Origin of the sequence: Pseudescherichia sp. AS216 (assembly GCF_037152055.1) — a bacterium.
Taxonomy (GTDB): domain Bacteria; phylum Pseudomonadota; class Gammaproteobacteria; order Enterobacterales; family Enterobacteriaceae; genus Pseudescherichia.
Window position 1 is genome coordinate 139,973 of sequence record NZ_JBBCMV010000002.1, and the last position, 23,091, is coordinate 163,063.

Genomic DNA, 23,091 nt, shown 5'->3' on the forward strand with positions numbered 1-23,091 from the left:
ATCAGGTTCCTTATTTATAAGAGTCTGGCGGCGGCGATGGCCGCCTGCCCAAAGGCAATTGCCCCATCACCCGCAGGGAGCCTGCGGGGAAACAGCAGCGTAAAATCGTGCAGATAGACGTTCAGGCGGGCGCGCAGGAGCCGGTTATGGATCGCTCCGCCGCTAAAGCAGAGCGTGCGGATCCCGTGGGCGTCGGCATGGTGGCTCATCAGCTCTGCCAGGCCGTGCGCCAGCGCGTCGTGAAAAGCCCACGCCCGCGCCTGCGGTTCCGCCTGCCAGTCAAGGAGTTGCGGCCAGAAGCGCGCCAGATCGAGCCTGCCCTCGTGCAGCGGCAGAGTAAGCGGATGTGCCACGCCAGGGCAGCGTGCGGCCAGCGTCTCGAGTCGACAGGCCGCTTCCCCCTCGTAGCTTAGGGTCTCCGGGGCGCACCCCAGCGCACAGGCCACCGCATCAAACAGACGCCCGCAGGAGGAGGCCAGCGGCGCATTAATACCGCGCGTAATCGCCCGCGCCAGCGGCGGCCAGCTTTGCGCCTGCACCGGTTGGGTTTCAGCATAGCTCTGCCAATCAGGAACAAACGCCAGGCAGTGCGCCAGCAGGTTTCGCCAGGGCTGCCGCGCGGCCAGATCGCCGCCGGGGAGCGCCACGGCGGGCAGACCGCCCAGCCATTCGCACTCGCGGTAGTTCACCCGCAGGCACTCTCCGCCCCACAGCGCACCGTCAGCGCCCATGCCGATCCCGTCCAGGGTCAGGGCGATAGCGTCCCCGCCCGCCAGCGGCCAGCCGTGTTCGGCCAGGCAGGCCGCCGCATGGGCGTGGTGATGCAGCACCCGCGTGATCGGCAGCCCGCTCGCCTCTGCCCACTGGCTGGAGCGATACCCCGGATGGGCATCGCAAACAATCTGACGAGGAGAGAAGTGATAGATGGACTGCATCAGATCCAGCGCCTGTCGCCACTGCGCCTCGACGCCCTCGTCGCCGAGATCGCCGAAGTGCTGGCTCATCACCGCCTGCCCGCCGCGCACCAGGCAGAAGGTATTCTTCATATCCGCGCCCATGCAGAGCAGCGGCGGCACGTCGCTAAAGCCCGGCGGCAGCGGCAAGGCGTCTGGCACAAACCCACGCGAGCGGCGGAGCATCTCCCCATCGGCCCGCATCACCGAGTCGTCCATCCGCTGGACGATATCGCGGTTATGCAGCAGAAAACCGTCGGCGATGGCGGCAAGATCCCGCAGCGCCTCGTGGTTAGTCAACGCGGGCGGTTGACCGCTGAGGTTGCCGGAGGTCATCACCAGCGGGCGGTTAAGGTGCTGCATCAGCAGATGCTGGAGAGGATTGGCGGGCAGCATCACGCCCACCTCGTTAAGCCATGGGGCAATAGCCGCGTCCAGCGCAGGCAGCAGGGTTTTATCCACCAGCACCACCGGCGCGGCCGGGGTCTCCAGCGCCGCGCGGACCTGCTCTGGCAACCTCTCTGCATCAGCAATCATCACCGCCAATGGCTTGCCCGGACGCCGCTTACGCAGACGCAGACGCGCTACCGCCTGCGGGTTAAGCGCGTCGCAGGCGAGATGAAAGCCGCCGAGGCCCTTCACCGCCACGATGCCGCCAGCATCCAGCGCCGTCACTGCCGCCGCCAACGCCGCCTCTCCTGCCAGCGTCTCGCCCGCTGCTTGCCATGCCAGCTGCGGGCCACACTCCGGGCAGGCTACCGGCTGGGCGTGAAAGCGGCGATCCGCCGGGTTGCGATACTCCGCCTCGCAGGCCGCACAGAGCGGAAACGCCGCCATTGCGGTCTGCGGGCGGTCATAGGGCATAGCGCGGATAATGGTGAAGCGCGGCCCGCAGTGGGTGCAGTTGACGAAGGGGTAGCGATAGCGGCGATCGGTGGGATCGTTCATCTCTGCCAGGCAGGCCGGACAGGTTGCCGCATCCGGCACGATCTGGGTATCCATGCCGCCTGCCGCGCTGGGCAGAATAGTGAACGCCACAGGAGGCTGCGGCCAGTGAAACGGCACGGCCTCAGTCTGGTCGATGCGCGCCAGCGGCGGGCAGGCCTGCCGCATTTGCGCCATAAACCCGGCCTCCTCTCCCCAGAGCCGCACCACCACGCCCTGCCCGTCGTTGCAGACGTCGCCGGTACGCTGGAGCCGCTGCGCCAGCTGCCAGACAAAGGGGCGGAAGCCCACCCCCTGAACTTTGCCCCGCACGCGGATAAGGACGCCGCTATCGCTCATGCCTTTACACTGCCGCGTCGCGCAGGCGGGTTTTCATCGCCTGATAGGTGGTCTGGGTATAGTTTTCCGCCCAGGGCTGATCGGCAATGGCGCTGACCTTCACCGCGCAGTACTTGGTTTCCGGCGTTTTGGAAACCGGGTCAAGGTTGTCCTGGGTCAGCTCGTTGCAGGCCCCGATCCACCACTGATAGGTCATGTAGACGCTGCCGCGATTAATGCGCTCGTTAACGTCGGCACGGCTGATCACTTTCCCGCGCCGGGACTCAACCCACACCAGCTGCCGGTCACGAATGCCAAGCGCCTGCGAATCCTCCGGGTTGATCTGCACAAAGCCCGGCTCGTCGGCGAGGGTTTGCAGCGCCGCGCAGTTACCGGTCATTGAGCGGCAGGAGTAGTGCCCCACCTCACGCACGGTGCAAAGCACCAGCGGGAAGTCGGCATCGGGCACTTCGGCGGGCGCACGCCACTGCGCGGCAAACAGGTGCCCTTTGCCATCCGGGGTATCGAACTTGTTGCCCTGGTAAAGATAGGGCGTTCCCGGATGATCCAGCGTCGGACAGGGCCACTGCACGTGTCCCATATCGCCCATCTTCTCGTAGGTGACGCCGTAGAAGAGTGGGCACAGCTCACGCAGCTCGTCCCAGATCTGCTGGTTGCTGTCGTAGTGCATCGGGTAGCCCATCTCGGTGGCGATCAGGCTGATAATCTCCCAGTCGCGCTTGACGTTGTACTGCGCCTCTACCGCTTTCTCGAAACGCTGGAAGCCGCGATCGGCGCAGGTGAAGACGCCCCCGTGTTCGCCCCATGAGGTTGCGGGCAGCAGGACATCCGCCTGCTCGGCGGTTTTGGTCATAAAGATATCCTGCACCACCACGAAGTCGAGGGCCTCGAAGCCCTTGCGGACCAGGCCCAGGTCGGCTTCGGTCTGGAGCGGATCCTCACCCATGATGTAGTAGGCTTTGACCTTGCCCTCCAGCGCCAGGTGCGGGACTTCGGTAATGCGTACCCCGACCTGGTCATCCATATCCGCAGCGTTAATCCCCCAGGCTTTGGCGAATTTCTCCCGCACGGCCGGATCCACCACGTCCTGGTAGCCAGGGAACTGGTTGGGGATCACCCCCATATCGCACGCCCCCTGGACGTTGTTCTGCCCGCGTACCGGCCCAACGCCGACGTGCTCCCGGCCAAGGTTGCCGGTGAGCAGCGCCAGGCTTGCCAGACCTTTCACCACGTCCACCGCCTGGCCGAACTGGGTTACGCCCATCCCCCACATAATGGTGGCCGACGGGGCTGCGGCGTAGGTGCGCATCGCCTGGCGGATCTGCTGGGCGCTGACGCCGGTCAGATGCTCAACCGCTTCGGGAGCATAATCCTTAACCACCTCGCGATAGGCATCGAGGCCGCTGGTAAAGCTGGCTACGTACTCCCTGTCGTACAGCTCCTCCTCCAGCAGCACGTAGCCAAAGGCGTTGACCAGCGCCATATTGCAGCCGTTGTTGATCTGCAGATGCTGATCGGCAATGCGCGCGGTTTCGATCCGTCGCGGATCGCAGACGATGATCTTCGCCCCGTTCTGTTTGGCCTTGATCACCCGGCGGGCAACGATCGGATGCGAGTCGGCGCAGTTGTAGCCGAACACCAGCAGGCAGCGGGAGTGCTCAATATCGCCGATGGAGTTGCTCATCGCGCCGTTGCCGAGCGCCTCCTGCAGGCCCGCTACCGACGGGCCGTGGCAGACCCTGGCGCAGCAGTCGACGTTGTTGGTGTGCAGCACGCCACGGGCAAATTTCTGCATCACGTAGTTGGTTTCGTTACCGGTCCCGCGTGAGGAGCCAGTGGTCATGATTGCCCGGCCGCCATACTGGGCCTTGATCTCCCCCAGCCGTTTTGCGGTGTAGCGAATGGCTTCATCCCAGCTTACGGGCGTTAGCTTGCCGCCTTTCTGGTAGCGGATCATCGGCTGGGTCAGGCGCGGCGTCAGGAGTTTCGTATCGTTAAGGAAATCCCAGCCGTAGTAGCCTTTCAGGCAGAGCTGATTCTGGTTAGTGACCCCTTCCGCCGCTTCGGCACGAATAATTTTGTTGTTATCCACTACCAGCTTCAGTTTGCAGCCTGCGCCGCAGTAGGGACAAACGCTCGTAATTTTTTTCATCAGTAACAGACCTGTTAAAAGTTGAAATGCTGTTCAGTTAAAAGAGAAATGAGGCGGCGGTGTCGAGTGCCGCACGGCGGCGTTTCTCGGCGCTGAGCTGCTCCAGACGTGCCCTGTCAACGCAGACCAGCGCCTCGGTGGGGCAGACCGCCATGCAGGCGGGGCCCGCCTCACGGGTGTGGCAGAGGTCGCACTTGTTGGCTTCGGCTTTCTCCGCCCGCACGTTCAAACCCGCGCCGCTGTTGCGGATCACCGGGCGCACAACGACCTCCATTGCGCCATAGGGGCAGGCGACGACGCAGGTTTTGCACCCGATGCAGCGCTCCTGCATCACGTTAACAAAGCCTTTATCCCGGCTGATGGCGCCGTTGGGGCAGACGTTGGCGCACGGGGCGTCCTCGCACTGACGGCAAAGGGTAGCGGTAGAGACGTTCACGCCTTTAATAACGTGAATACGCGGCAGAAAAGTGTCGGGGGTTAAAGAGGCACAATCCTGTTGCGCCTGATGGGAAACCACGCAGGCAACTTCACAGGTACGGCAGCCAATACATTTACTGGCGTCGGCCATGATGAAACGGTTCATCAAATTCTCCAGCATTAACGGTAGTGTGCCGGAGTATTCACGAATCGTGCCAGAGTTTATTTCATTGATTTATATGGATATTAAAACAAGGAAATAGTGTCATCGACACTTGTGACGATGACAGCTGTCGACGTCAGACGTGCGGGCCGCGGCTAACGGAGCCGCGCAGGATCAGCTCTCCGGTAAAGGCTGGCTGGGGAGTAAACGCGCCTCCGTCGAGCATAAAAATAAGGCGGTTGATGGTCTCTTTGATCATCTCCGTCACCGGGATTTTGACGCTGGCCAACGGCGGGACGGTATAGGGGGCGAGAGCAATGTCATCGAAGCCAATCACCGAGACCTGCTCCGGGACGGCAATGCCGCTGCCGTGCAGCTGGCTAATGGCCCCAATGGCCATGTCATCATTGCTGGCCACCAGCGCGCTGAAGCACACCCCGCGCTCCAGCAGCGTCACCACTCCTGCCGAGCCGCTGGCGGGCGTCCACTTCCCCTCTACTATCAGCTCGTTACGCACCGCTACGCCGTGCCGCTCCAGCGCCTCTCTATAGCCAGAGAGACGCTCTTTGCCGGTGGGCGAGTCGAGAGAGCCGGTAATAAAAGCGATATCACGATGCCCCTGGGCCAGCAGCGTCTCCACCGCCGCCAGGCTGGTGCCTTTCTGATCGCAGTAAACGCAGTGGCTGCTGTTTTTACGCAGCCGTCGGTTGAGCACCATAATGGGCTGGGTGTGGCCGTCGATGATGGTGTCGATCTCATCAACGCTAAGAAAACGCGGGTAGATGACGATCGCATCGCAGCGCAGATCGAGCAGATACTGGATCGCCTGCCGCTCTTCGTCAGCGCTGTGTTTGCCGTCGGCAAGGATCAGCTGGCGGCCGCGATCTTCCGTCATCCGCGCCGCATGGAACAGGAGTTCGCTAAAGTAGACCCCGTGATAGAGGGTGTTGGTCACTACCAGCCCGAGGGTTTGAGTGGTTTTCGCCGACAGGTTACGCGCCAGCAGGTTAGGTCGGTAGCCGCTCTCCTCAATGGCCTGAAACACGCGCTCCCTGGTCTCCTGGCTGACGTAGCCGTTGCCTGACAGCACGCGGGATACCGTCGCCTTCGACACCCCTGCCCGCTTCGCTACCTCCAGCATCGTGGTCATATTTGCTTTCCTTTCATTTGCCTATCCGCAGTTTACTGCACCCGACGCGGATTTGCAGCGCTTTGCCCAGCGGCGATCATGGTGATCGTCCTCACGGATCTAAACATTCATCATTGAATATAAAAATGAAACTCAGCATGATTTTGTGGAACCGGTTTCCTACATCACGTCTCACTGCTCGCGGTGCAGCCGTAACCCCATACTAAAACAGGATAAAAATCCGATGGCCAAAAACTATGCCGCGCTGGCGACGACCGTGGTCACCGCGCTGGGCGGGGCGGACAATATCGCCGCCGTCACCCACTGCATGACGCGCCTGCGTTTTGTGGTGAAAGATGAGACGCAGATCGATAGCGCCACGCTGAAAAGCACCCCCGGCGTGATGGGCGTGGTGCGCAGCGACAGCCAGTGTCAGGTGATCATCGGCAATACGGTGTCGCAGGCCTATGCCGAAGTGGTGCGCCTGCTGCCAGCCGATATGCAGCCGGTAGCCGACACCGGGCCACAGAAGCTGACCCTGCGGCGCATTGGCGCAGGCATTCTCGATGCGCTGATCGGCACTATGTCACCGCTGATCCCGGCGATCATCGGCGGATCAATGGTCAAGCTGCTGGCGATGATCCTGGAGATGACCGGCGTACTGGAGAAAGGCGCTTCTACCCTGACAATCCTCACCGTCATCGGCGACGGGGCCTTCTTCTTCCTGCCGTTGATGGTAGCGGCCTCGGCGGCGGTGAAGTTTAAAACCAACATGTCGCTGGCGATTGCCATCGCCGGGGTGCTGGTGCATCCGAGCTTTATCGAGCTGATGGCAAAGGCGGCTCAGGGCCAGCAGGTAGAGTTCGCCCTGGTCCCGGTGACGGCGGTGAAGTACACCTACACGGTGATCCCGGCGCTGGTGATGACCTGGTGCCTCTCCTATATCGAACGCTGGGTGGATCGCATCACCCCGGCGGTGACGAAAAACTTCCTTAAGCCGATGCTGATCGTACTGATCGCCGCCCCGCTCGCCATCCTGCTGATCGGGCCGATCGGGATCTGGATCGGCAGCGCCATCTCCGCGCTGGTCTACACCATTCATAGCTACCTGGGCTGGCTGTCGGTAGCGATCATGGGCGCGCTATGGCCGCTGCTGGTGATGACCGGCATGCACCGCGTCTTTACCCCAACCATCATCCAGACCATCGCCGAGACCGGCAAAGAGGGCATGGTGATGCCGTCGGAGATTGGTGCGAACCTGTCGCTGGGCGGCTCGTCGCTGGCGGTGGCATGGAAAACCAAAAACCCGGAGCTGCGCCAGACGGCGCTGGCGGCGGCGGCCTCGGCCATTCTGGCGGGTATCTCTGAGCCTGCGCTCTACGGGGTGGCAGTGCGCCTGAAGCGCCCTCTGGTCGCCAGCCTGATCAGCGGCTTTATCTGCGGCGCAGTAGCCGGGATCGCCGGGCTTGCCAGCCACTCGATGGCCGCGCCGGGACTCTTTACCAGCGTACAATTTTTCGATCCGGCTAATCCAATGAGCATTGTCTGGGTCTTTGCCGTGATGGCGCTGGCGGTGGTGCTGTCGTTTGTGCTCACCCTGCTACTGGGCTTTGAAGATCTGCCCGTCGAGGATGAGGCAGCCAAAGCGCGTGCGTTGCAGGCGGCAAAGCCAGCGGCAGCGGCCAGAGCCTGATTTAACAAGAGGTCAATTATGTCTGTATTTCCAGAGGGATTTTTATGGGGCGGCGCACTGGCCGCCAACCAGTCGGAGGGGGCGTATCGCGAAGGCGGCAAGGGGCTGACCACCGTTGATACCATTCCGCATGGGGCAAACCGTCTGCCGGTTAAGCTCGGCCTGGAGAAGCGCTTTACCCTGCGCGACGATGAGTTCTACCCCAGCCATGAGGCGATCGATTTCTATCATCGCTATAAGGAAGATATCGCCCTGATGGCGGAGATGGGCTTCACCGTGTTTCGCACCTCCATCGCCTGGGCGCGCCTCTACCCCAACGGCGACGAGCTGACGCCCAATCCCGAGGGAATCGCCTTCTACAAGGCGGTGTTTGAGGAGTGTCGAAAGTACAACATCGAGCCGCTGGTGACCCTGTGCCACTTCGACGTGCCGCTGCACCTGGTGCGCGAGTATGGCTCGTGGCGTAACCGTAAGATGGTGGAGTTCTTCACCCGCTACGCCCGGACCTGCTTCGAGGCGTTCAACGGGCTGGTGAAGTACTGGCTGACCTTCAATGAAATTAACATCATGCTGCACAGCCCCTACTCGGGCGCGGGGCTGGTTTTCGAGGAGGGTGAGAACCCGGAGTGGGTCAAGTACCAGGCGGCGCATCACGAGCTGATCGCCAGCGCGCTGGCCACCCAAATTGCTCACGAGGTGAACCCAAACAACCAGGTCGGCTGTATGCTGGCGGGCGGCAACTTCTATCCCTACTCCTGCAAACCAGAGGACGTCTGGGCGGCGCTGGAGAAGGATCGGGAAAACCTGTTCTTTATTGATGTTCAGGCGCGCGGGGCCTATCCGGCGTGGACGGGGCGCATGTTCCGCGAGAAGGGAATTGCCATTGAGATCCTGCCCGGCGACGATGAGATCCTCAAGCACACCGTCGATTTTGTGTCGTTCAGCTACTACGCCTCCCGCTGCGCCTCGGCGGAGATGAACGCGGGCAACACCAGCGCGGCCAACGTGGTTAAATCGCTAAAAAACCCCTGGATCGAGGCCAGCGAGTGGGGCTGGGGCATCGATCCTCTCGGCCTGCGCATCACCATGAACATGATGTATGACCGCTACCAGAAGCCGCTGTTCCTGGTGGAAAACGGGCTGGGGGCGCGGGACGAGTTCGACGCTACCGGTGAGATTAACGACGACTACCGTATCAGCTACCTGCGGGAGCATATTCGTGCCATGGGCGAGGCGGTGGCGGACGGCATTCCCCTGCTTGGCTACACCTCATGGGGCTGCATCGATCTGGTGGCGGCCTCAACGGGAGAGATGAGCAAGCGCTACGGCTTTGTCTACGTCGACCGCGACGACCACGGCAACGGCACGCTGGACCGCGTCCGCAAGAAGTCGTTCTGGTGGTATAAGAAGGTGATCGCCAGTAACGGGGCTGATCTGGACTAGGTTTTCGCCGGGCGGCGCTGCGCTTGCACCGGCCTACTATCCTGTAGGCCCGGTAAGCGCAGCGCCACCGGGCACGGCTCAGAGTTGAGTAAAACCGCCCTCCCCAGCCCACTCCGCAAGCCGTGAATAAACCTCTTCCACCGCCGCTTTTACCGGCGGGGTCATCGGGTAATAAAAGCCAACGATATCCGGCTGGATGCCGAGAAAGATCACCTCACCCACATCCTCTTTGAGCTGATCGACCAGGTAGTTCAGCGGCATGTTGTGGGTAGTCATCATAAACAGATCGGCAATGTCGTCGGGATCGATAATGCGGATCTCGCCGGGATTTAACCCCATATCGGTGGCGTCGACGATCAACAGCCGATCCGGGCGCAGCTCGCGGATCGCTACCACGTCATTCTCCGGCGCGCTGCCGCCGTCAATCACCTGCCACGCGCCCGGCTGCCGGGCGGCACACATCTCCGCCAGCAGCGGGCCTGCGCCATCGTCGCCCATCATGCTGTTGCCTACGCAGAGTAAAACGTCAGTCACGGACTCTCCTCACCATCAGATAGATGGCGCTTTCCTGATGAATATCATGCAGCAGGCCGAGCAGCACGCGGCTCCATGTCTGCTGCTGCGGGGTCTGGACCGCCATCGCCCGGTCAAAGGCCGCGGCCAGCATTGCGATATGCGAGTGGTCGACGACGATCTCGCCATACTTCGGCACCCCCGCCATCTTACGCCGGGCGTTGCTCCCCTCCTCCAGGGTGGCGATCCACGCCAGGTAGTCGTCCCACGGGCAGGTTAGCGCCGCCTCCAGACAGTCAATCACCCCCAGATGGTGACCAATGGCAAGGCTGTAGTAAACCACCTGCTGCGCCTCGGCGGGCGTGGCGTCGTTCTCATCGATAAACTTTCGGCTCAGCTGGCTGAAGACCACGGATTCACTCATGAGATCCGCGCCTCGTCGACGACGGCGTTAAGGTGCGCCACGATCTCGTTCAGACGCGGATCGTCCTCTGCCGCCAGCCAGCGCGCAACCTGGCCCTCACCCAGCGCCCGCAGGCGCAGGTAGTCGTCAGCGATCTCGCGTCCGTAGCGGTAGCCCGCCAGCCGCCGCGCCTCGCGATCGACGCGCACCCGCAGGGGCTGAACGATATCCTCATGCAGCAGCGTCGCCGGCTGGTTATCCTCTTCCCCCGGCAGACGGGCATGAATTTTCTGCTCCAGCAGACCCAGCGCCATGGCAAAGCCGTACAGCGTCGCGGCGGGCGTCGGCGGGCAGCCGGGAATGTAAACATCCACCGGAACGATTTTGTCGGTGCCGCCCCAGACGCAGTAGAGATCGTGGAAGATGCCGCCGCTGTTGCCGCATGCCCCGTAGGAGATGCAGATTTTTGGATCGGGAGCCGACTGCCAGGCCCGCAGCGCCGGAGAGCGCATCGCCCGGGTTACCGCCCCGGTAAACAGCAGGATGTCAGCGTGACGCGGAGACGGCACAACCTTGATACCGAAGCGTTCGGCGTCAAACAGCGGCGAAAGCGTGGCGAAGATCTCAATTTCGCAGCCGTTGCAGCCTCCGCAGTCGACGCGGTAGACGTAGGCCGAGCGCTTGATCTTTTTCAGCAGCGAAGCTTTCATGCTGGCGATGGACTCCTCCACCGTCATCGGCACGGGAATGCCGTTGGCGTCGCGCGGTCCCAGTAAATTGCTCATCAGCTGGCCTCCTGCATATGGCGGGTAAGTTCAATGCGATCGGACGACACCAGGCACTTCTGCCGCTTGCAGGCTGGACAGGTTTCAAAGCCTTCGCGATGATGTTCCGCCCGGCTATCGCCGTTATGTGCCAGCAGCGCAATGGCGTAGTCGATCTCTTTCTGCACCGCAAAAGGCCGCTCGCAAACGCGGCAGTGGCACAGGTCAAAGTGCGACTGCTGTAAAAAATCCTCTTTCTTCCACACCGCCAGCTCATACTCCTGAGAGAGCGTAATCGCCGCCGTGGGGCAGACCTCCTCGCAGCGCCCGCAGAAGATGCAGCGCCCAAGGTTAAACTGCCAGGCCTGCTTGCTGTTTGCCAGCAGGGTCTCTACCGACAGCGCATTAGAGGGGCAGGCGTTGACGCAGGCCGCACAGCCAATGCACTGGCGGGGATCGTGTTGCGGCTTGCCGCGAAAGTGTTTATCCACCTCGATAGGCGCAAGCGGATAGGACGCGGTGGGCGTGCCGGTCTTGATCACTTTTTTGATAAAGGTAAACATGACGACTCCTTATTTCAGCGGCGAGTTTTTACGCTCAATGCCGTAGCGCTCAAGCTCTTTGTACGGCACGACCTTGCTCTTCTTCTTACGCACGTCCACCACCGTCATGCGGTCAGTGCAGGAGTAGCAGGGGTCGAGGCTACCGATGATCAGCGGCGCGTCGGAGACGGTATTGCCGCGCAGCATATAGCGCAGGGTCGGCCAGTTGGCGTAGGTCGCCGCCCGGCAGCGCCAGCGGTAGAGCTTCTGGTTATCCCCGGTCATGCTCCAGTGGATATCATCCCCGCGCGGCGCTTCGGCAAAGCCAAGAGCAAAGCGGTTGGGAATATAGGTGAAGCCCTCTACCATCAGCGGGCCGCCAGGCAGGTTATCCAGCCCGAACTCGATCATATTCAGGGCAGTGAGCACCTCGTTAATGCGCACCTTGAGGCGGGAAATAACGTCGCAGCCCTGCTCGCTGTGCACCTCTACCGGCAGCAGGCCGTAGCCGACAAAGGGGTGATCGGCGCGGGTATCCCGGGCGTGGCCGCTGGCGCGCACCATCGGGCCGACGTTGCTAAAGTCGCGGGCGATCTGCGGATCGAGACGGCCAATTCCTACCGTGCGCTGCTCAATATTCGGCGTGCTCATCAGGACGTCCACCAGCTCCTGCACGTCGCGGCGCATCTGGCGGGCAAGCTGACGGGTCTGGATCATGTCCTCTTTCAGCATGTCGCGACGAATGCCGCCGATCAGGTTCAGACCGTAGGTTTTACGTGCCCCGGTGAGGATCTCCGCCATCTTCATAGAGGTCTCACGCACGCGGAAGAACTGCATAAAGCCGGAGTCGAAGCCGACGAAGTGGCAGGCCAGGCCGAGGTTCAGCAGGTGGCTGTGCAGACGCTCCACCTCCAGCAGAATGGCGCGGATCATCTGGGCGCGTTCCGGCACCACGATGCCCATCGCGTTCTCTACTGAGGTGGTATACGCGGTGCTGTGGGCGAAGCCGCAGATGCCGCAGACGCGATCCGACAGGAAGGTCACCTCGTTGTAGCCCATGCGAGTCTCCGCCAGCTTCTCCATGCCGCGATGGACGTAGAAGAGGCGGTAGTCGGCGTCGATAATGTTCTCCCCATCGACAAACAGGCGGAAGTGACCCGGTTCATCGGAGGTGACGTGCAGCGGGCCAATCGGCACCACGTTGTTCTTTTTGCTACCCAGCTCGTTAATGAACTCGTAGGTTTCGCTGTCGGTGGTCGGCGCGGGACGCTGACGGTAGTCCATGCTGTCTTTACGCAGCGGGTAGAGTTCATCCGGCCAGTCATCCGGCAGCACCAGACGCCGCTCGTCCGGCAGGCCAACCGGGATCAGGCCGTACATATCGCGCACCTCACGCTCGCCCCAGACAGCGGCAGGCACGCGCGGCGTCACCGACGGGAACTCCAGCGTGTTGGCGTCAACTTCTACGCGCACGGTGATCCAGCATTTGGTGCCCTGCTCCATCGACAGCACGTAGTAGACGGCATAGCGGCCGCAGAGCTGGCGCTCGTCGTTGCCAAACAGCACCGACAGCCAGCCTCCCTGCTGGTAGTAGAGATACTCCACCACCTCCGGCAGGGCATTCACCTTCACGGTAATGGTCAGCTGATCGCGGGTCTGCCAGGCTTCATCCAGCACCGCGCCGGGAATGGCCTGATGCAGCGCCGCCAGGTAGTGCTGACCCAATTTTTCTTCAGACATGTTCAAACTCTCTTTCATCACGCCGCCAGCAAGGAGACGAAGGCTAAAAATGCAAAGCCAAACCCGGCCCAGGTCACGCGGGAGGTCGCGCAGAAGCGCAGCCGCGCCATACTGTTCTCAAACAGGGCAATCACCAGCACGCCCAGCACCAGCTTGACGACGGCCACCACCAGCGCCAGCAGCAGGCCGCCTGCGCTAAAGGTCACCATCTGCCCCCACGGCAGGAAGAGGCCAACGAAAAGCTGCAATACCACCAGCTGCTTGAGGCTGATGCCCCACTTCAGCAGGGCAAAGCCGCAGCCGCTGTACTCGGTAAGCGGGCCCTCCTGCAGCTCCTGCTCGGCCTCGGCGAGATCGAACGGCAGCTTGCCCATTTCGATAAAGGTGGCGAAGGCGCAGGCGCAGAGCGCCAGCAGAAGCGGAACGCTACGCTCAACGGGCCAGGACCAGAGCGTGGCGGTCATGGTGCTGATATGGGTTGAACCCGCCACCAGCGCCACAACCCACAGGCCGAGAAGCAGGATCGGCTCTACTAATACGCCGAGCATCGCCTCACGACTGGCCCCGAGGCCGGTAAAGGGGCTGCCGGTATCAAGCCCGGCAATGGCAAAGAAGAAGCGGGCAATGGCGAAGAGGTAGATCAGGGTGATGAGATCCCCCAGCGCCGGCAGCGGAGAAGCAACGGTCACCACCGGCAGCGCGGTGGCGATGGTCAGCATCACGCCGATCATCACAAAAGGCATCAGGCGGAATACCCAGCTGGCATCCGCCGGCGCGACGCTTTGCCGGCCCAGCAGCTTGATCAGATCCCGGTACTCTTGCAGTACCCCTGGGCCACGGCGGTTATGCAGGCGGGCGCGAGCCACGCGGCTTATCCCGGCCAGCAGCGGCGCAAAGGCAAAGAGCACCAGCGCCTGAAGTAACGGATAGAGAACGCTCATGTTCAGGCTCCTCGTGAAATAACAACAACCACCAGCACCGCCAGCTCGACCAGCGCCAGACGGCGAACCAGCGCCGGGGCAGCACGCTGCCAGACCGGCATCAGCGCCACCGGGTTGAGCCGCTTACGCAGACCCAGCACCGGCGCAAAGGCCTCTTTCACCGGCATCGCGAAGCCGTGGGCGGTGATAACCATCGACTGTTCATGCTCGTAGCCACACGCCCAGGCCGTACCGCGCGAGCGCGACGGCAGGCGGCGGCCTTTGAACAGCATCATGATGATGAACGGCAGCAGCGGGCAGGCAATCAGCAGCAGGGTAATCATTGGCTGCGAGACGACGCTTGCGGTGGCGAGCGGTAACGGCACCGCGGCGGAGAGCAGCGGCAGCAGCCACGGCGAGGCCACGCCACCGATAAGGCAGCACACCGCCAGGCCAACGACCGAGGCGGTCATCAGCCACGGCGCGCGGCGGGCGTTAGCGGCTTCCGGCGTACGCGGCGCGCCGAGGAAGGTGACGCCGTAAACCTTGGCCATGCACATCACCGCCAGCGCGCCGGTGATCGCCAGCCCCACCGCCAGCAGCGGGCCGAGCAGGCGGGCGATAAAGAGATCGCTGCCGCTTAAGGCGAAGAAGCCCTGGTAGATCACCCACTCACCGGCAAAGCCGTTCAGCGGCGGCAGCCCGGCCATCGCCATCAGCCCGACCAGCATCATCAGAGAGATAACCGGCATCCGTTTGCCGATGCCGCCAAGCTTCTCAATGTCGCGATGGCCGGTCGTGAACCAGACGCTGCCCGCGCCCAGCAGCAGCAGGGTCTTAAACAGGCTGTGGTTGATCAGGTGATAGAGGCCGCCCACCAGTCCCAGCGCAATCAGCGCCGGTTGGCCGAGGGCTATCCCAGTCAGGCCTGCGCCGAGGCCCAGCAGAATAATGCCGATATTTTCCAGGGTGTGGTACGCCAGCAGGCGCTGAATGTTGTGCTCCATCAGGGCGTAGAGGCCGCCGACAAACGCGGTCACCGCCCCCAGCAGCAGCAGGCCGAGGCACCACCACAGCGGCATGGACTGCCCGGCCAACAGCGGCAGGACAACGAGGCCAAACAGCCCGACCTTCATCACCACGCCGGAGAAGAGCGCCGCCGCAGGCGCATCGGCCCCGGCATGCGCCTGGGGTACCCAGCCGTGCAGAGGGATAACTCCCGCCAGCATGCCAAATCCCACCAGCCAGAGCAGCCAGACCGCCGTCCCCGGCCCCTCTTCAACGAAGCGCGCCGCGAGACCCGCGATCTCTAGCGTGCCGTAACGCTGCCACAGCAGCCAGCAGGCGGCGGCCAGCAGCAGCGTTCCTACGCGGCCCAGGGTAAACCACAGCTTGCCGGACTGCGCGCAGCCGGTAAGAAACGCGCCGCACAGCGCCATGATCTCTGCCATCACCACCAGGGTGAGCAGATCGCTGGCGACGAGGGTGCAGACCGCCGCCGCCATCAGCAGATTGACCAGCAGGCCGTTAACCTTCACCCGTGCATGTCGGTGCCACGCCACGTTATACAGGCTGATAAAAAACCCAGGCAGGGCGATAGCCAGTAGCCAGACGGCGTTGAGCGGCGCCAGGCGGATCAGCTGAGGCAGGTAAAGCACGGCGCTCTCGCCGCTTGCCGTCCTGCCGGTTAACAGTCCGACAGCCACGTCGATCACCATCCCGCAGGCCACCGCTCCGCCAACGCCGGCCAGCAAGCCGCTTAAGCCGCGATGAAACGAAAAAAGCAACGCCAGCACCGCCGCCGCAACAAACAGCAGCACGGCCAGGTCGATCAGCATAAACGCGCTCATTTCGCGCCTCCTTGCAGGTTGAGCAGCGAGAGGTCGCCATAGTCGCCGTTGAGGGTCAGCTCGCGCTTGCGTTTGCTGGCCCGGGCGATATCCAGCGAATTCACCATCCGCAGCGCGCCGGTTGGGCAGGTGCGAATGCAGGCCGGTCCGCTCTCATCGAAATCGCAGAGATCGCACTTCACCGCCACGGCGCGTACGCCTGGCACCCAGTCCAGCAGGGAGCTGACGCGCGCAGGAGCCGGCGGCGCGGGGGGCGCTTTCGGTGAATTGGCGTTAGCCGGAATATGCAGCGGGCGGCTGCCGCTCATCTCAATCGCGCCGAAAGGACAGGCGATTGCGCACAGCTTGCAGCTCACGCACAGGCTCTCATTGAGCTGTACCGCCCCCTCTACGCGATTGATGGCGTTCACCGGGCAAACCCCGGCGCAGGGCGCATCCTCACAGTGGTGACAAAGCTGCGGGGCAGACTCTTTCGCGCTGCGCATCACGCTCAGGCGGGGCATTGATTGCAGCCCGTGCTGGCGGTGCGTCTCTGAGCAGGCCGCTTCACAGGTGTGGCAGCCGATACAGAGCGTGGCGTCAGCAATAACAAAACGATTCACCGGACACTCCTCAGGTGGTCATTTTTGACGAAATCGTGCCGACGGTCTGTCATTTCGACACCCCTCGACACGGCAGGCATTCAGGCCACCGAGGCCTGGGCGGATTGGTTGACGAGCTGGCGGAGATCGACCGGCGTGTCCTGCTGAATGGCCGCATACAGGCCGTTGTAAACCGGACCGATCTTCTCTAAGTAGTGCTCCAGCACCTCGGCGCGGTCGCGGTTGTTGATCCGGCCATCAATGCGGCCATCCTGCGCCAGCTGGGCCTCGGCAATCAGCAGCTGCTCGCCGCCGTTCTTGCTCTCTACCAGATAGTGGATGGTATGGCTGTTAAAGCCGTCCGCCAGGGTGACGGTAATAAGGAAGTGCTCGAACAGCACAAAGCAGAGATCCCGCTCCGGCGCACAGTACATGCCGTGATGCAGGTGGGCTTTGGACAGCGTAATGCCCTGAACCAGCGAGTTGCAGTAAGCCTGCCACTCCTCTTGCAGGCGATGGTGCCGTTCGGCAATGAAGTCAGCTTTTTCGCTAATTTCCCAAATGGTCATTTCAGGTTACCCGGTTAGTTGTGACCAGCCCATATAGCACTTTCCATGCCATTTTTTAAATTATTGATTTTTAATGAAATTAATTGCGAGACAGTGTCATTTCGTCAGCGTCGACATCGTCAGTAACGTCGTTTTCGTTGGCTGGCACTGTTATTGCATTAACGGCGCAGTGGATCACGGGAGGCCCTATGCACGAAATTACCCTATGCCAGCGGGCGCTGGAGCTTATTGAACAGCAGGCGGCGGCGCACGGCGCACGGCGGGTGACCGGCGTATGGCTGAAGATAGGGGCGTTCTCCTGCGTGGAGAGCAGCGCCCTCACCTTCTGCTTTGAACTGGTATGCCGGGGCACCGTGGCGGAAGGCTGCACGCTGCACCTCGACGAGCAGCAGGCGGAGTGCTGGTGCGAAAACTGCCAGCAGTATGTGCCCCTGCTGAGCCAGCGGGTGCGCCGCTGTCCCCAGTGCCAGAGCAATATGTTGCAGATCGTGGCCGACGACGGCCTGCAGATCCAGCGACTCGAAATTGAACAGGAGTAGACTATGTGTAGTACCTGCGGCTGCGGCGAAGGCAATCTCTATATCGAGGGCGACGAGCACCGCCCTCACTCGCCATTTCGCAGCGCCCCCTTTGCCCCTGCCCAGCGCAGCGGCCAGACGATTACCGAGGTGAAAACCTCATCCTTTACCCCCGCCCGGACGCCGGAAGGCGATCTCCACTACGGCCACGGCGTTGCCGGAACCCATGCGCCGGGCATGAGCCAGCGGCGTATGCTGGAGATCGAGATCGACGTCTTAGCTAAAAATAACCATCTCGCGGCGCGCAACCGCGCCCGCTTTGCCGCGAAGCAGCAGCTGGTGCTTAATCTGGTCTCCAGTCCCGGCGCGGGTAAAACCACCCTGCTGAGCGAAACGCTGCTGCGCCTGAAAGGCAAGGCGTCCTGTGCGGTGATCGAGGGCGATCAGCAGACCGTTAACGACGCAGCGCGCATCCGCGCCACCGGCACTCCGGCCATTCAGGTCAATACCGGTAAAGGCTGCCATCTGGACGCGCAGATGATCGCCGACGCCGCCCCGCGCCTGCCGCTGGCAAACGGCGGGATCCTGTTTATCGAAAACGTCGGCAACCTGGTCTGCCCGGCCAGCTTCGATCTTGGTGAGCGCCACAAGGTAGCGGTGCTGTCGGTCACCGAAGGCGAAGACAAGCCGCTCAAATATCCGCATATGTTTGCCGCCGCCTCGCTGATGCTGCTCAACAAAATCGACCTGCTGCCGTATCTCCATTTTGACGTGGAAAAATGCCTCGCCAGCGCCAAAGCGGTGAACCCGGATATTGAGATTATCCAGCTCTCCGCCACCAGCGGAGAAGGCATGGACCAGTGGCTGGCCTGGCTGGAGGCGCAGCCATGTGCATAGGCGTACCGGGACAGATCTGCGCCATCGACGGGCTCCAGGCGAAGGTTGAGGTGTGCGGCATCCAGCGCGACGTCGATTTGACCCTGGTGGGCAGCGTCGATGAGTCCGGCGGCTCCCGCCTCGGCCAGTGGGTGCTGGTCCACGTTGGCTTCGCCATGAGCGTGATCGACGAAGCAGAGGCCCGCGACACCCTGGCGGCGCTGCAAAACATGTTTGACGTCGAGCCGGACGTCGGCGCGCTGCTGTATGGGGAGAACGCCTGATGCGCTTCGTTGATGAGTACCGCGCTCCGGAGGCGGTGATGCAGCTGCTTGCGCACTTACGCGATCGCGCCCGTCGTCTCGACTACACCCCGGCGCGCCCGCTGCGGATTATGGAAGTGTGCGGGGGCCATACGCACGCCATCTTTAAGTTCGGCCTCGACCAGCTGCTGCCGGATAATATTGAGTTTATTCACGGTCCCGGCTGCCCGGTCTGCGTTCTGCCGATGGGACGCATCGACGCCTGCGTCGAGATTGCCAGCCGTCCGGAGGTGATCTTCTGCACCTTTGGCGACGCCATTCGCGTACCGGGGAAAAATGGCTCGCTGCTGGCAGCGAAATCACGCGGGGCCGATGTGCGCATGGTCTACTCGCCGATGGATGCGCTTACGCTTGCCGAGGCCAATCCCGATCGCAAGGTGGTCTTTTTTGGGCTGGGATTTGAAACCACCATGCCCGCCACCGCCGTGACCCTGGAGCAGGCCCGCGCCCGCAACCTCACCAATTTCTTCTTCTTTTGCCAGCATATTACCCTCGGCCCCACGCTGCGCAGCCTGCTGGAGCAGCCGGATAACAGCATCGACGCCTTTTTGGCCCCCGGCCACGTCAGCATGGTGACCGGCACGACGGCCTACGGCTTTATCGCCGATGAGTTTCAGCGGCCATTAGTGGTGGCTGGATTCGAACCACTTGATCTACTGCAAGGCGTGGTGATGCTGGTTGAGCAGAAAATAGCAGCCTGTAGCAGGGTAGAGAATCAATACCGGCGGGTGGTGCCCGACAACGGCAATCCGCTGGCGCAGCAGGCTATCGCCAGGGTATTCACCGTTGAGGGCGACAGCGAGTGGCGCGGGCTGGGCGTGATTGCCCACTCCGGAGTGCGTCTTCGCGATGCATTCCGGCGCTTCGATGCAGAAACGCATTTCCAGCTCCGCCCGCAGCAGACCTGGGACGATCCGCGCGCCCGCTGCGGCGAGGTGCTGACGGGGCGCTGTAAGCCGCACCAGTGCCCGCTGTTTGGTCAAACCTGCAACCCACAAACTGCCTTCGGCGCGCTTATGGTCTCTTCAGAAGGAGCCTGCGCCGCCTGGTATCACTATCGCGCCCAGGAGTGTGAAGTATGAGTACGGTGCAAATGGCCCACGGCAGCGGAGGCCAGGCGATGCAGCAGCTGATTAACGCCCTGTTCATGCAGGCCTTTGATAATCCCTGGCTGGCGGAGCAGGAGGATCAGGCCCGTCTCGATATTACGCAGCTGGCGGCGGGCGGCGATCGGCTGGCCTTCTCCACCGACAGCTATGTGATCGATCCGCTCTTCTTTCCAGGGGGCGATATCGGCAAGCTGGCGGTGTGCGGCACCGCTAACGATATTGCGGTCAGCGGCGCAATCCCGCGCTATCTCTCCTGCGGCTTCATCCTTGAAGAAGGGCTGCCGATGGCGACCCTGCAGGCGGTGGTCAACAGCATGGCAGCCACGGCGAAGGCGGCAGATATTGCCATCGTCACCGGCGACACCAAGGTGGTGCAGCGCGGGGCAGCGGATAAGCTGTTTATTAACACCGCGGGCATCGGCGCTATTCCCACCGGTTTGAACTGGCGCGCCCAGGCGCTGCAGCCGGGGGACGTCGTGCTGGTGAGCGGCTCGCTGGGCTGCCACGGCGCGACCATTCTCAACCTGCGCGAGCAGCTCGGGCTGGACGGTGAGCTGATGAGCGACTGTGCGGTGCTCACGCCGCTGATCCAGTCCCTACGCGCTATTGATGGCATTAAGGCCCTGCGCGACGCCACGCGGGGCGGCGTCAACGCGGTGGTGCATGAGTTTGCCGCCAGCAGCGGCTGCGGCATTGAGCTTAACGAGGCCAGCCTGCCGGTGAAGCCCGCCGTGCGCGGCGTGTGTGAGCTGCTGGGCCTTGACGCCCTCAACTTTGCCAACGAGGGCAAACTGGTGATTGTCGCCGAGCGTCAGGCCGCCGAGGCCGCGGTTGAACGGCTGCGCCTGTATCCGCTGGGCCGTGATGCGGCAATTATCGGCGAGGTGGTAGCCCGTAAAGGGGTTCGGCTGAGTGGTCTATACGGTGTGAAGCGCACCCTGGATCTCCCCCACTCTGAACCCCTGCCGCGAATTTGCTAGGGCATTTTGCAGGCAAGATAAAAACGATTAGGCTTTTGGTACCCCGTTCGGTGCCTTTCTGGATGAGTACAATGTCAAATACACCGATGGGCGATCTCGGACAGCAGGGGCTGTTCGATGTCACCCGGACTCTATTACAGCAGCCGGATCTTGCCGCGCTGGCCCAGACCCTAACCGGGCTGGTGAAGGAGGCGGCGCTGGCGGATCGCGCCGGAATTGTTCTCTGGCGCGCCGGGGATCGCCGGGCCTGCTACTATGCCTCTGGCCCTGACGGCAAGCCCGTGGCGTATGAGGATGAAACCGCCCTGGCCCACGGCCCGGTGCGCCGCATTCTCTCTCGCCCGCAGGCCCTGCACTGTAGCTACCAGGACTTTAGCGAGGCCTGGCCGCAGCTTGCGGAGAGCCATCTCTACCCCGCCTTTGGCCACTATGGGCTGCTGCCGCTGGCAGCAGAGGGGCAGATCTTCGGCGGCTGCGAGTTTATTCGCCATGATGACAGGCCCTGGAGCGCCCAGGAGATGGAGCGCCTGCACACCTTCACCCAGATCGTTGGCGTCGTGGTGGAGCAGATCCAGAGCCGGGTCGACTGCGGCCCGGACTACGATCTCCTGTGCCGCGAGCGCGACAACTTTCGCATTCTGGTCGCCATCACTAACGCGGTGCTCTCCCGCCTTGATATGGACGAACTGGTGGGGGAAATTGCCAAAGAGATCCACCGCTATTTCGATATCGACGCCATCAGCATCGTCCTGCGCAGCAGCCGCAAGAGCAAGCTGAACATCTACTCCACCCACTACCTCAACGAGCGCGCGCCCCTGCACGAGCAGAGCGAGGTTGACGAGGCAGGCACCCTCTCCGAGCGGGTATTTAAAAGCAAAGAGATGCTGCTACTCAACCTGCACGAACGCGACCGGCTGGCTCCCTACGAGCGGCGGCTGTTTGAGACCTGGGGCAATCAGATCCAGACCCTCTGCCTGCTGCCGCTGATGTCCGGCGACAATCTGCTGGGCGTTCTGAAGCTGGCCCAGTGCGAGGAGAAAGTCTTCACTACCGCCAATCTCCAGCTGCTGCGCCAGATTGCCGAGCGGGTGGCGATTGCCGTCGACAACGCCCTTGCCTACCAGGAGATCCAGCGCCTCAAAGAGCGGCTGGTGGATGAGAACCTCGCCCTGACCGAGCAGCTAAATAACGTCGAGAGCGAATTCGGCGAGATCATCGGGCGCAGCGAGGCGATGTTTAGCGTCCTCAAGCAGGTGGAGATGGTGGCCCAGAGCAACAGCACGGTGCTGATCCTCGGCGAGACCGGCACCGGCAAAGAGCTGATTGCGCGGGCCATTCACAATCTGAGCGGGCGCAATACGCGGCGGATGGTCAAGATGAACTGCGCGGCGATGCCTGCTGGCCTGCTGGAGAGCGATCTCTTTGGTCACGAGCGGGGGGCCTTTACCGGGGCCAGCGCCCAGCGCATCGGACGCTTTGAGCTGGCGGATAAAAGCTCGCTCTTCCTGGACGAGGTAGGCGATATGCCGCTGGAGCTGCAGCCTAAGCTGCTGCGCGTGTTGCAGGAGCAGGAGTTTGAGCGCCTCGGCAGCAACAAGCTGATCCAGACCGATGTCCGCCTGATCGCCGCCACCAACCGGGATCTCAGGCAGATGGTGCAGGATCGTGAGTTCCGCAGCGATCTCTACTACCGGCTCAACGTCTTCCCGATCCATATTCCGCCCCTGCGCGAGCGTCCGGAGGATATCCCGCTGCTGGTGAAGGCTTTCACCTTCAAAATCGCCCGGCGGCTGGGGCGTAATATTGACAGCATTCCTGCCGAAACGCTGCGCACTCTCTCTGCCATGGAGTGGCCGGGCAACGTGCGCGAGCTGGAGAACGTGATTGAGCGGGCGGTGCTGCTGACGCGTGGCAGCGTGTTGCAGCTGTCGCTGCCGGAGATTGCCGTTGCCGCTACTACGCCGGTGGCGGTAGCTCAGGACGGTGAGGAGGAAACGCAGCTGATCCTGCGGGTACTGCGGGAGACCAACGGTGTCATCGCCGGGCCGAAAGGGGCCGCCCAGCGGCTGGGCCTCAAGCGCACTACCCTGCTGTCGCGCATGAAGCGGTTAGGCATTGATAAGAGTACGATTGGTTCGTAGGTTGGGTAAGGCGAAGCCGCCACCCGAC

Annotated in this window: 20 protein-coding genes and 1 pseudogene; 8 read left to right on the plus strand and 13 right to left on the minus strand. The window is 62.4% G+C overall.

Features of this window, described 5'->3' with window-relative positions:
* Nucleotides 1–14: 14 nt before the first annotated feature.
* The 4 genes and pseudogenes from hypF to WFN61_RS06250 all read right to left on the minus strand — a co-directional run.
* The gene (hypF, locus tag WFN61_RS06235) at nucleotides 15–2,237 is read right to left on the minus strand and encodes a carbamoyltransferase HypF (RefSeq protein WP_337038296.1); all 2,223 of its coding nucleotides are present in this window, start codon (nucleotides 2,235–2,237) and stop codon (nucleotides 15–17) included.
* Nucleotides 2,238–2,241: 4 nt separating this feature from the next.
* Nucleotides 2,242–4,389 (minus strand): formate dehydrogenase subunit alpha, encoded by a 2,148-nt coding sequence (gene fdhF, locus WFN61_RS06240; protein ID WP_337038297.1) that lies wholly within the window; start codon nucleotides 4,387–4,389, stop codon nucleotides 2,242–2,244.
* Nucleotides 4,390–4,426: 37 nt separating this feature from the next.
* The gene (gene hydN / locus WFN61_RS06245; protein ID WP_312178036.1) at nucleotides 4,427–4,972 is read right to left on the minus strand and encodes an electron transport protein HydN; all 546 of its coding nucleotides are present in this window, start codon (nucleotides 4,970–4,972) and stop codon (nucleotides 4,427–4,429) included.
* Between the two features lie 133 nt (nucleotides 4,973–5,105).
* Nucleotides 5,106–6,122, minus strand: a pseudogene (locus tag WFN61_RS06250) (LacI family DNA-binding transcriptional regulator); the annotation flags it as partial.
* Nucleotides 6,123–6,342: 220 nt separating this feature from the next.
* Here WFN61_RS06250 and ascF point away from each other — a divergent pair.
* Nucleotides 6,343–7,791: a PTS cellobiose/arbutin/salicin transporter subunit IIBC gene (gene ascF, locus WFN61_RS06255; protein ID WP_144817831.1), complete on the plus strand. Its 1,449-nt coding sequence runs from the start codon at nucleotides 6,343–6,345 to the stop codon at nucleotides 7,789–7,791.
* Nucleotides 7,792–7,809: 18 nt separating this feature from the next.
* Nucleotides 7,810–9,234 carry a 6-phospho-beta-glucosidase gene (locus WFN61_RS06260; protein WP_337038302.1) on the plus strand — a complete coding sequence of 475 codons (1,425 nt, stop codon included), beginning with the start codon at nucleotides 7,810–7,812 and terminating at the stop codon, nucleotides 9,232–9,234.
* A 78-nt stretch (nucleotides 9,235–9,312) separates the two neighbouring features.
* Here the strand turns inward: WFN61_RS06260 and hycI are convergent, their stop codons facing one another.
* The 9 genes from hycI to hycA form a co-directional block, all read right to left on the minus strand.
* A complete protein-coding gene (gene hycI, locus WFN61_RS06265) occupies nucleotides 9,313–9,768 on the minus strand; it encodes a hydrogenase maturation peptidase HycI (RefSeq protein ID WP_337038304.1) in 456 nt (151 codons plus the stop codon).
* Nucleotides 9,761–10,171, minus strand: a complete 411-nt coding sequence (locus WFN61_RS06270; protein WP_337038305.1) for a formate hydrogenlyase maturation HycH family protein — start codon at nucleotides 10,169–10,171, stop codon at nucleotides 9,761–9,763. Before WFN61_RS06270 ends, hycI begins: the two co-directional genes overlap by 8 nt.
* The gene (locus WFN61_RS06275) at nucleotides 10,168–10,935 is read right to left on the minus strand and encodes an NADH-quinone oxidoreductase subunit B family protein (RefSeq protein ID WP_238081166.1); all 768 of its coding nucleotides are present in this window, start codon (nucleotides 10,933–10,935) and stop codon (nucleotides 10,168–10,170) included. The genes WFN61_RS06270 and WFN61_RS06275 overlap by 4 nt, the downstream gene beginning before the upstream one ends.
* Complete coding sequence (locus WFN61_RS06280) at nucleotides 10,935–11,477, minus strand: formate hydrogenlyase complex iron-sulfur subunit (protein ID WP_257758360.1); 543 nt, start codon at nucleotides 11,475–11,477, stop codon at nucleotides 10,935–10,937. Before WFN61_RS06280 ends, WFN61_RS06275 begins: the two co-directional genes overlap by 1 nt.
* Nucleotides 11,478–11,486: 9 nt before the next feature.
* Complete coding sequence (gene hycE, locus WFN61_RS06285; protein ID WP_144817825.1) at nucleotides 11,487–13,196, minus strand: formate hydrogenlyase subunit HycE; 1,710 nt, start codon at nucleotides 13,194–13,196, stop codon at nucleotides 11,487–11,489.
* Nucleotides 13,197–13,213: 17 nt separating this feature from the next.
* A complete protein-coding gene (locus WFN61_RS06290; protein ID WP_312273156.1) occupies nucleotides 13,214–14,137 on the minus strand; it encodes a respiratory chain complex I subunit 1 family protein in 924 nt (307 codons plus the stop codon).
* 2 nt (nucleotides 14,138–14,139) lie between these two features.
* Entirely contained in the window at nucleotides 14,140–15,966 is a 1,827-nt protein-coding gene (gene hycC, locus WFN61_RS06295) for a formate hydrogenlyase subunit 3 (RefSeq protein WP_337038307.1), read from the minus strand.
* Nucleotides 15,963–16,568, minus strand: a complete 606-nt coding sequence (locus WFN61_RS06300) for a 4Fe-4S dicluster domain-containing protein (protein WP_222888646.1) — start codon at nucleotides 16,566–16,568, stop codon at nucleotides 15,963–15,965. Before WFN61_RS06300 ends, hycC begins: the two co-directional genes overlap by 4 nt.
* Before the next feature lie 80 nt (nucleotides 16,569–16,648).
* Nucleotides 16,649–17,116, minus strand: a complete 468-nt coding sequence (hycA, locus tag WFN61_RS06305; protein ID WP_312235250.1) for a formate hydrogenlyase regulator HycA — start codon at nucleotides 17,114–17,116, stop codon at nucleotides 16,649–16,651.
* A 188-nt stretch (nucleotides 17,117–17,304) separates the two neighbouring features.
* On the opposite strand from hycA, the gene hypA reads away from it, so the two are divergent.
* From hypA to flhA, 6 genes are all read left to right on the plus strand, one after another.
* A complete protein-coding gene (hypA, locus tag WFN61_RS06310) occupies nucleotides 17,305–17,655 on the plus strand; it encodes a hydrogenase maturation nickel metallochaperone HypA (RefSeq protein WP_337038309.1) in 351 nt (116 codons plus the stop codon).
* A 3-nt stretch (nucleotides 17,656–17,658) separates the two neighbouring features.
* A complete protein-coding gene (hypB, locus tag WFN61_RS06315; RefSeq protein WP_337038311.1) occupies nucleotides 17,659–18,531 on the plus strand; it encodes a hydrogenase nickel incorporation protein HypB in 873 nt (290 codons plus the stop codon).
* The gene (locus WFN61_RS06320) at nucleotides 18,522–18,794 is read left to right on the plus strand and encodes a HypC/HybG/HupF family hydrogenase formation chaperone (RefSeq protein WP_257758366.1); all 273 of its coding nucleotides are present in this window, start codon (nucleotides 18,522–18,524) and stop codon (nucleotides 18,792–18,794) included. The genes hypB and WFN61_RS06320 overlap by 10 nt, the downstream gene beginning before the upstream one ends.
* Entirely contained in the window at nucleotides 18,794–19,915 is a 1,122-nt protein-coding gene (gene hypD / locus WFN61_RS06325) for a hydrogenase formation protein HypD (RefSeq protein ID WP_257758367.1), read from the plus strand. The genes WFN61_RS06320 and hypD overlap by 1 nt, the downstream gene beginning before the upstream one ends.
* Complete coding sequence (hypE, locus tag WFN61_RS06330) at nucleotides 19,912–20,922, plus strand: hydrogenase expression/formation protein HypE (protein ID WP_257758368.1); 1,011 nt, start codon at nucleotides 19,912–19,914, stop codon at nucleotides 20,920–20,922. Before hypD ends, hypE begins: the two co-directional genes overlap by 4 nt.
* A gap of 71 nt (nucleotides 20,923–20,993) precedes the next feature.
* The gene (flhA, locus tag WFN61_RS06335; protein ID WP_337038316.1) at nucleotides 20,994–23,063 is read left to right on the plus strand and encodes a formate hydrogenlyase transcriptional activator FlhA; all 2,070 of its coding nucleotides are present in this window, start codon (nucleotides 20,994–20,996) and stop codon (nucleotides 23,061–23,063) included.
* Nucleotides 23,064–23,091 lie beyond the last annotated feature (28 nt).

Bases quoted from the DNA above. Each gene is read 5' to 3' on its own strand.
- hypB (WP_337038311.1), top strand. From the start codon at position 17,659: ATGTGTAGTACCTGCGGCTGCGGCGAAGGCAATCTCTATATCGAGGGC.
- hydN (WP_312178036.1), bottom strand. From the start codon at position 4,972: ATGAACCGTTTCATCATGGCCGACGCCAGTAAATGTATTGGCTGCCGT.
- hycC (WP_337038307.1), bottom strand. From the start codon at position 15,966: ATGAGCGCGTTTATGCTGATCGACCTGGCCGTGCTGCTGTTTGTTGCG.
- fdhF (WP_337038297.1), bottom strand. From the start codon at position 4,389: ATGAAAAAAATTACGAGCGTTTGTCCCTACTGCGGCGCAGGCTGCAAA.
- WFN61_RS06260 (WP_337038302.1), top strand. From the start codon at position 7,810: ATGTCTGTATTTCCAGAGGGATTTTTATGGGGCGGCGCACTGGCCGCC.
- hycA (WP_312235250.1), bottom strand. From the start codon at position 17,116: ATGACCATTTGGGAAATTAGCGAAAAAGCTGACTTCATTGCCGAACGG.
- hycE (WP_144817825.1), bottom strand. From the start codon at position 13,196: ATGTCTGAAGAAAAATTGGGTCAGCACTACCTGGCGGCGCTGCATCAG.
- hypF (WP_337038296.1), bottom strand. From the start codon at position 2,237: ATGAGCGATAGCGGCGTCCTTATCCGCGTGCGGGGCAAAGTTCAGGGG.
- WFN61_RS06290 (WP_312273156.1), bottom strand. From the start codon at position 14,137: ATGAGCGTTCTCTATCCGTTACTTCAGGCGCTGGTGCTCTTTGCCTTT.
- WFN61_RS06320 (WP_257758366.1), top strand. From the start codon at position 18,522: ATGTGCATAGGCGTACCGGGACAGATCTGCGCCATCGACGGGCTCCAG.
- WFN61_RS06270 (WP_337038305.1), bottom strand. From the start codon at position 10,171: ATGAGTGAATCCGTGGTCTTCAGCCAGCTGAGCCGAAAGTTTATCGAT.
- flhA (WP_337038316.1), top strand. From the start codon at position 20,994: ATGTCAAATACACCGATGGGCGATCTCGGACAGCAGGGGCTGTTCGAT.
- hypA (WP_337038309.1), top strand. From the start codon at position 17,305: ATGCACGAAATTACCCTATGCCAGCGGGCGCTGGAGCTTATTGAACAG.
- WFN61_RS06280 (WP_257758360.1), bottom strand. From the start codon at position 11,477: ATGTTTACCTTTATCAAAAAAGTGATCAAGACCGGCACGCCCACCGCG.
- hypD (WP_257758367.1), top strand. From the start codon at position 18,794: ATGCGCTTCGTTGATGAGTACCGCGCTCCGGAGGCGGTGATGCAGCTG.
- ascF (WP_144817831.1), top strand. From the start codon at position 6,343: ATGGCCAAAAACTATGCCGCGCTGGCGACGACCGTGGTCACCGCGCTG.
- hypE (WP_257758368.1), top strand. From the start codon at position 19,912: ATGAGTACGGTGCAAATGGCCCACGGCAGCGGAGGCCAGGCGATGCAG.
- WFN61_RS06275 (WP_238081166.1), bottom strand. From the start codon at position 10,935: ATGAGCAATTTACTGGGACCGCGCGACGCCAACGGCATTCCCGTGCCG.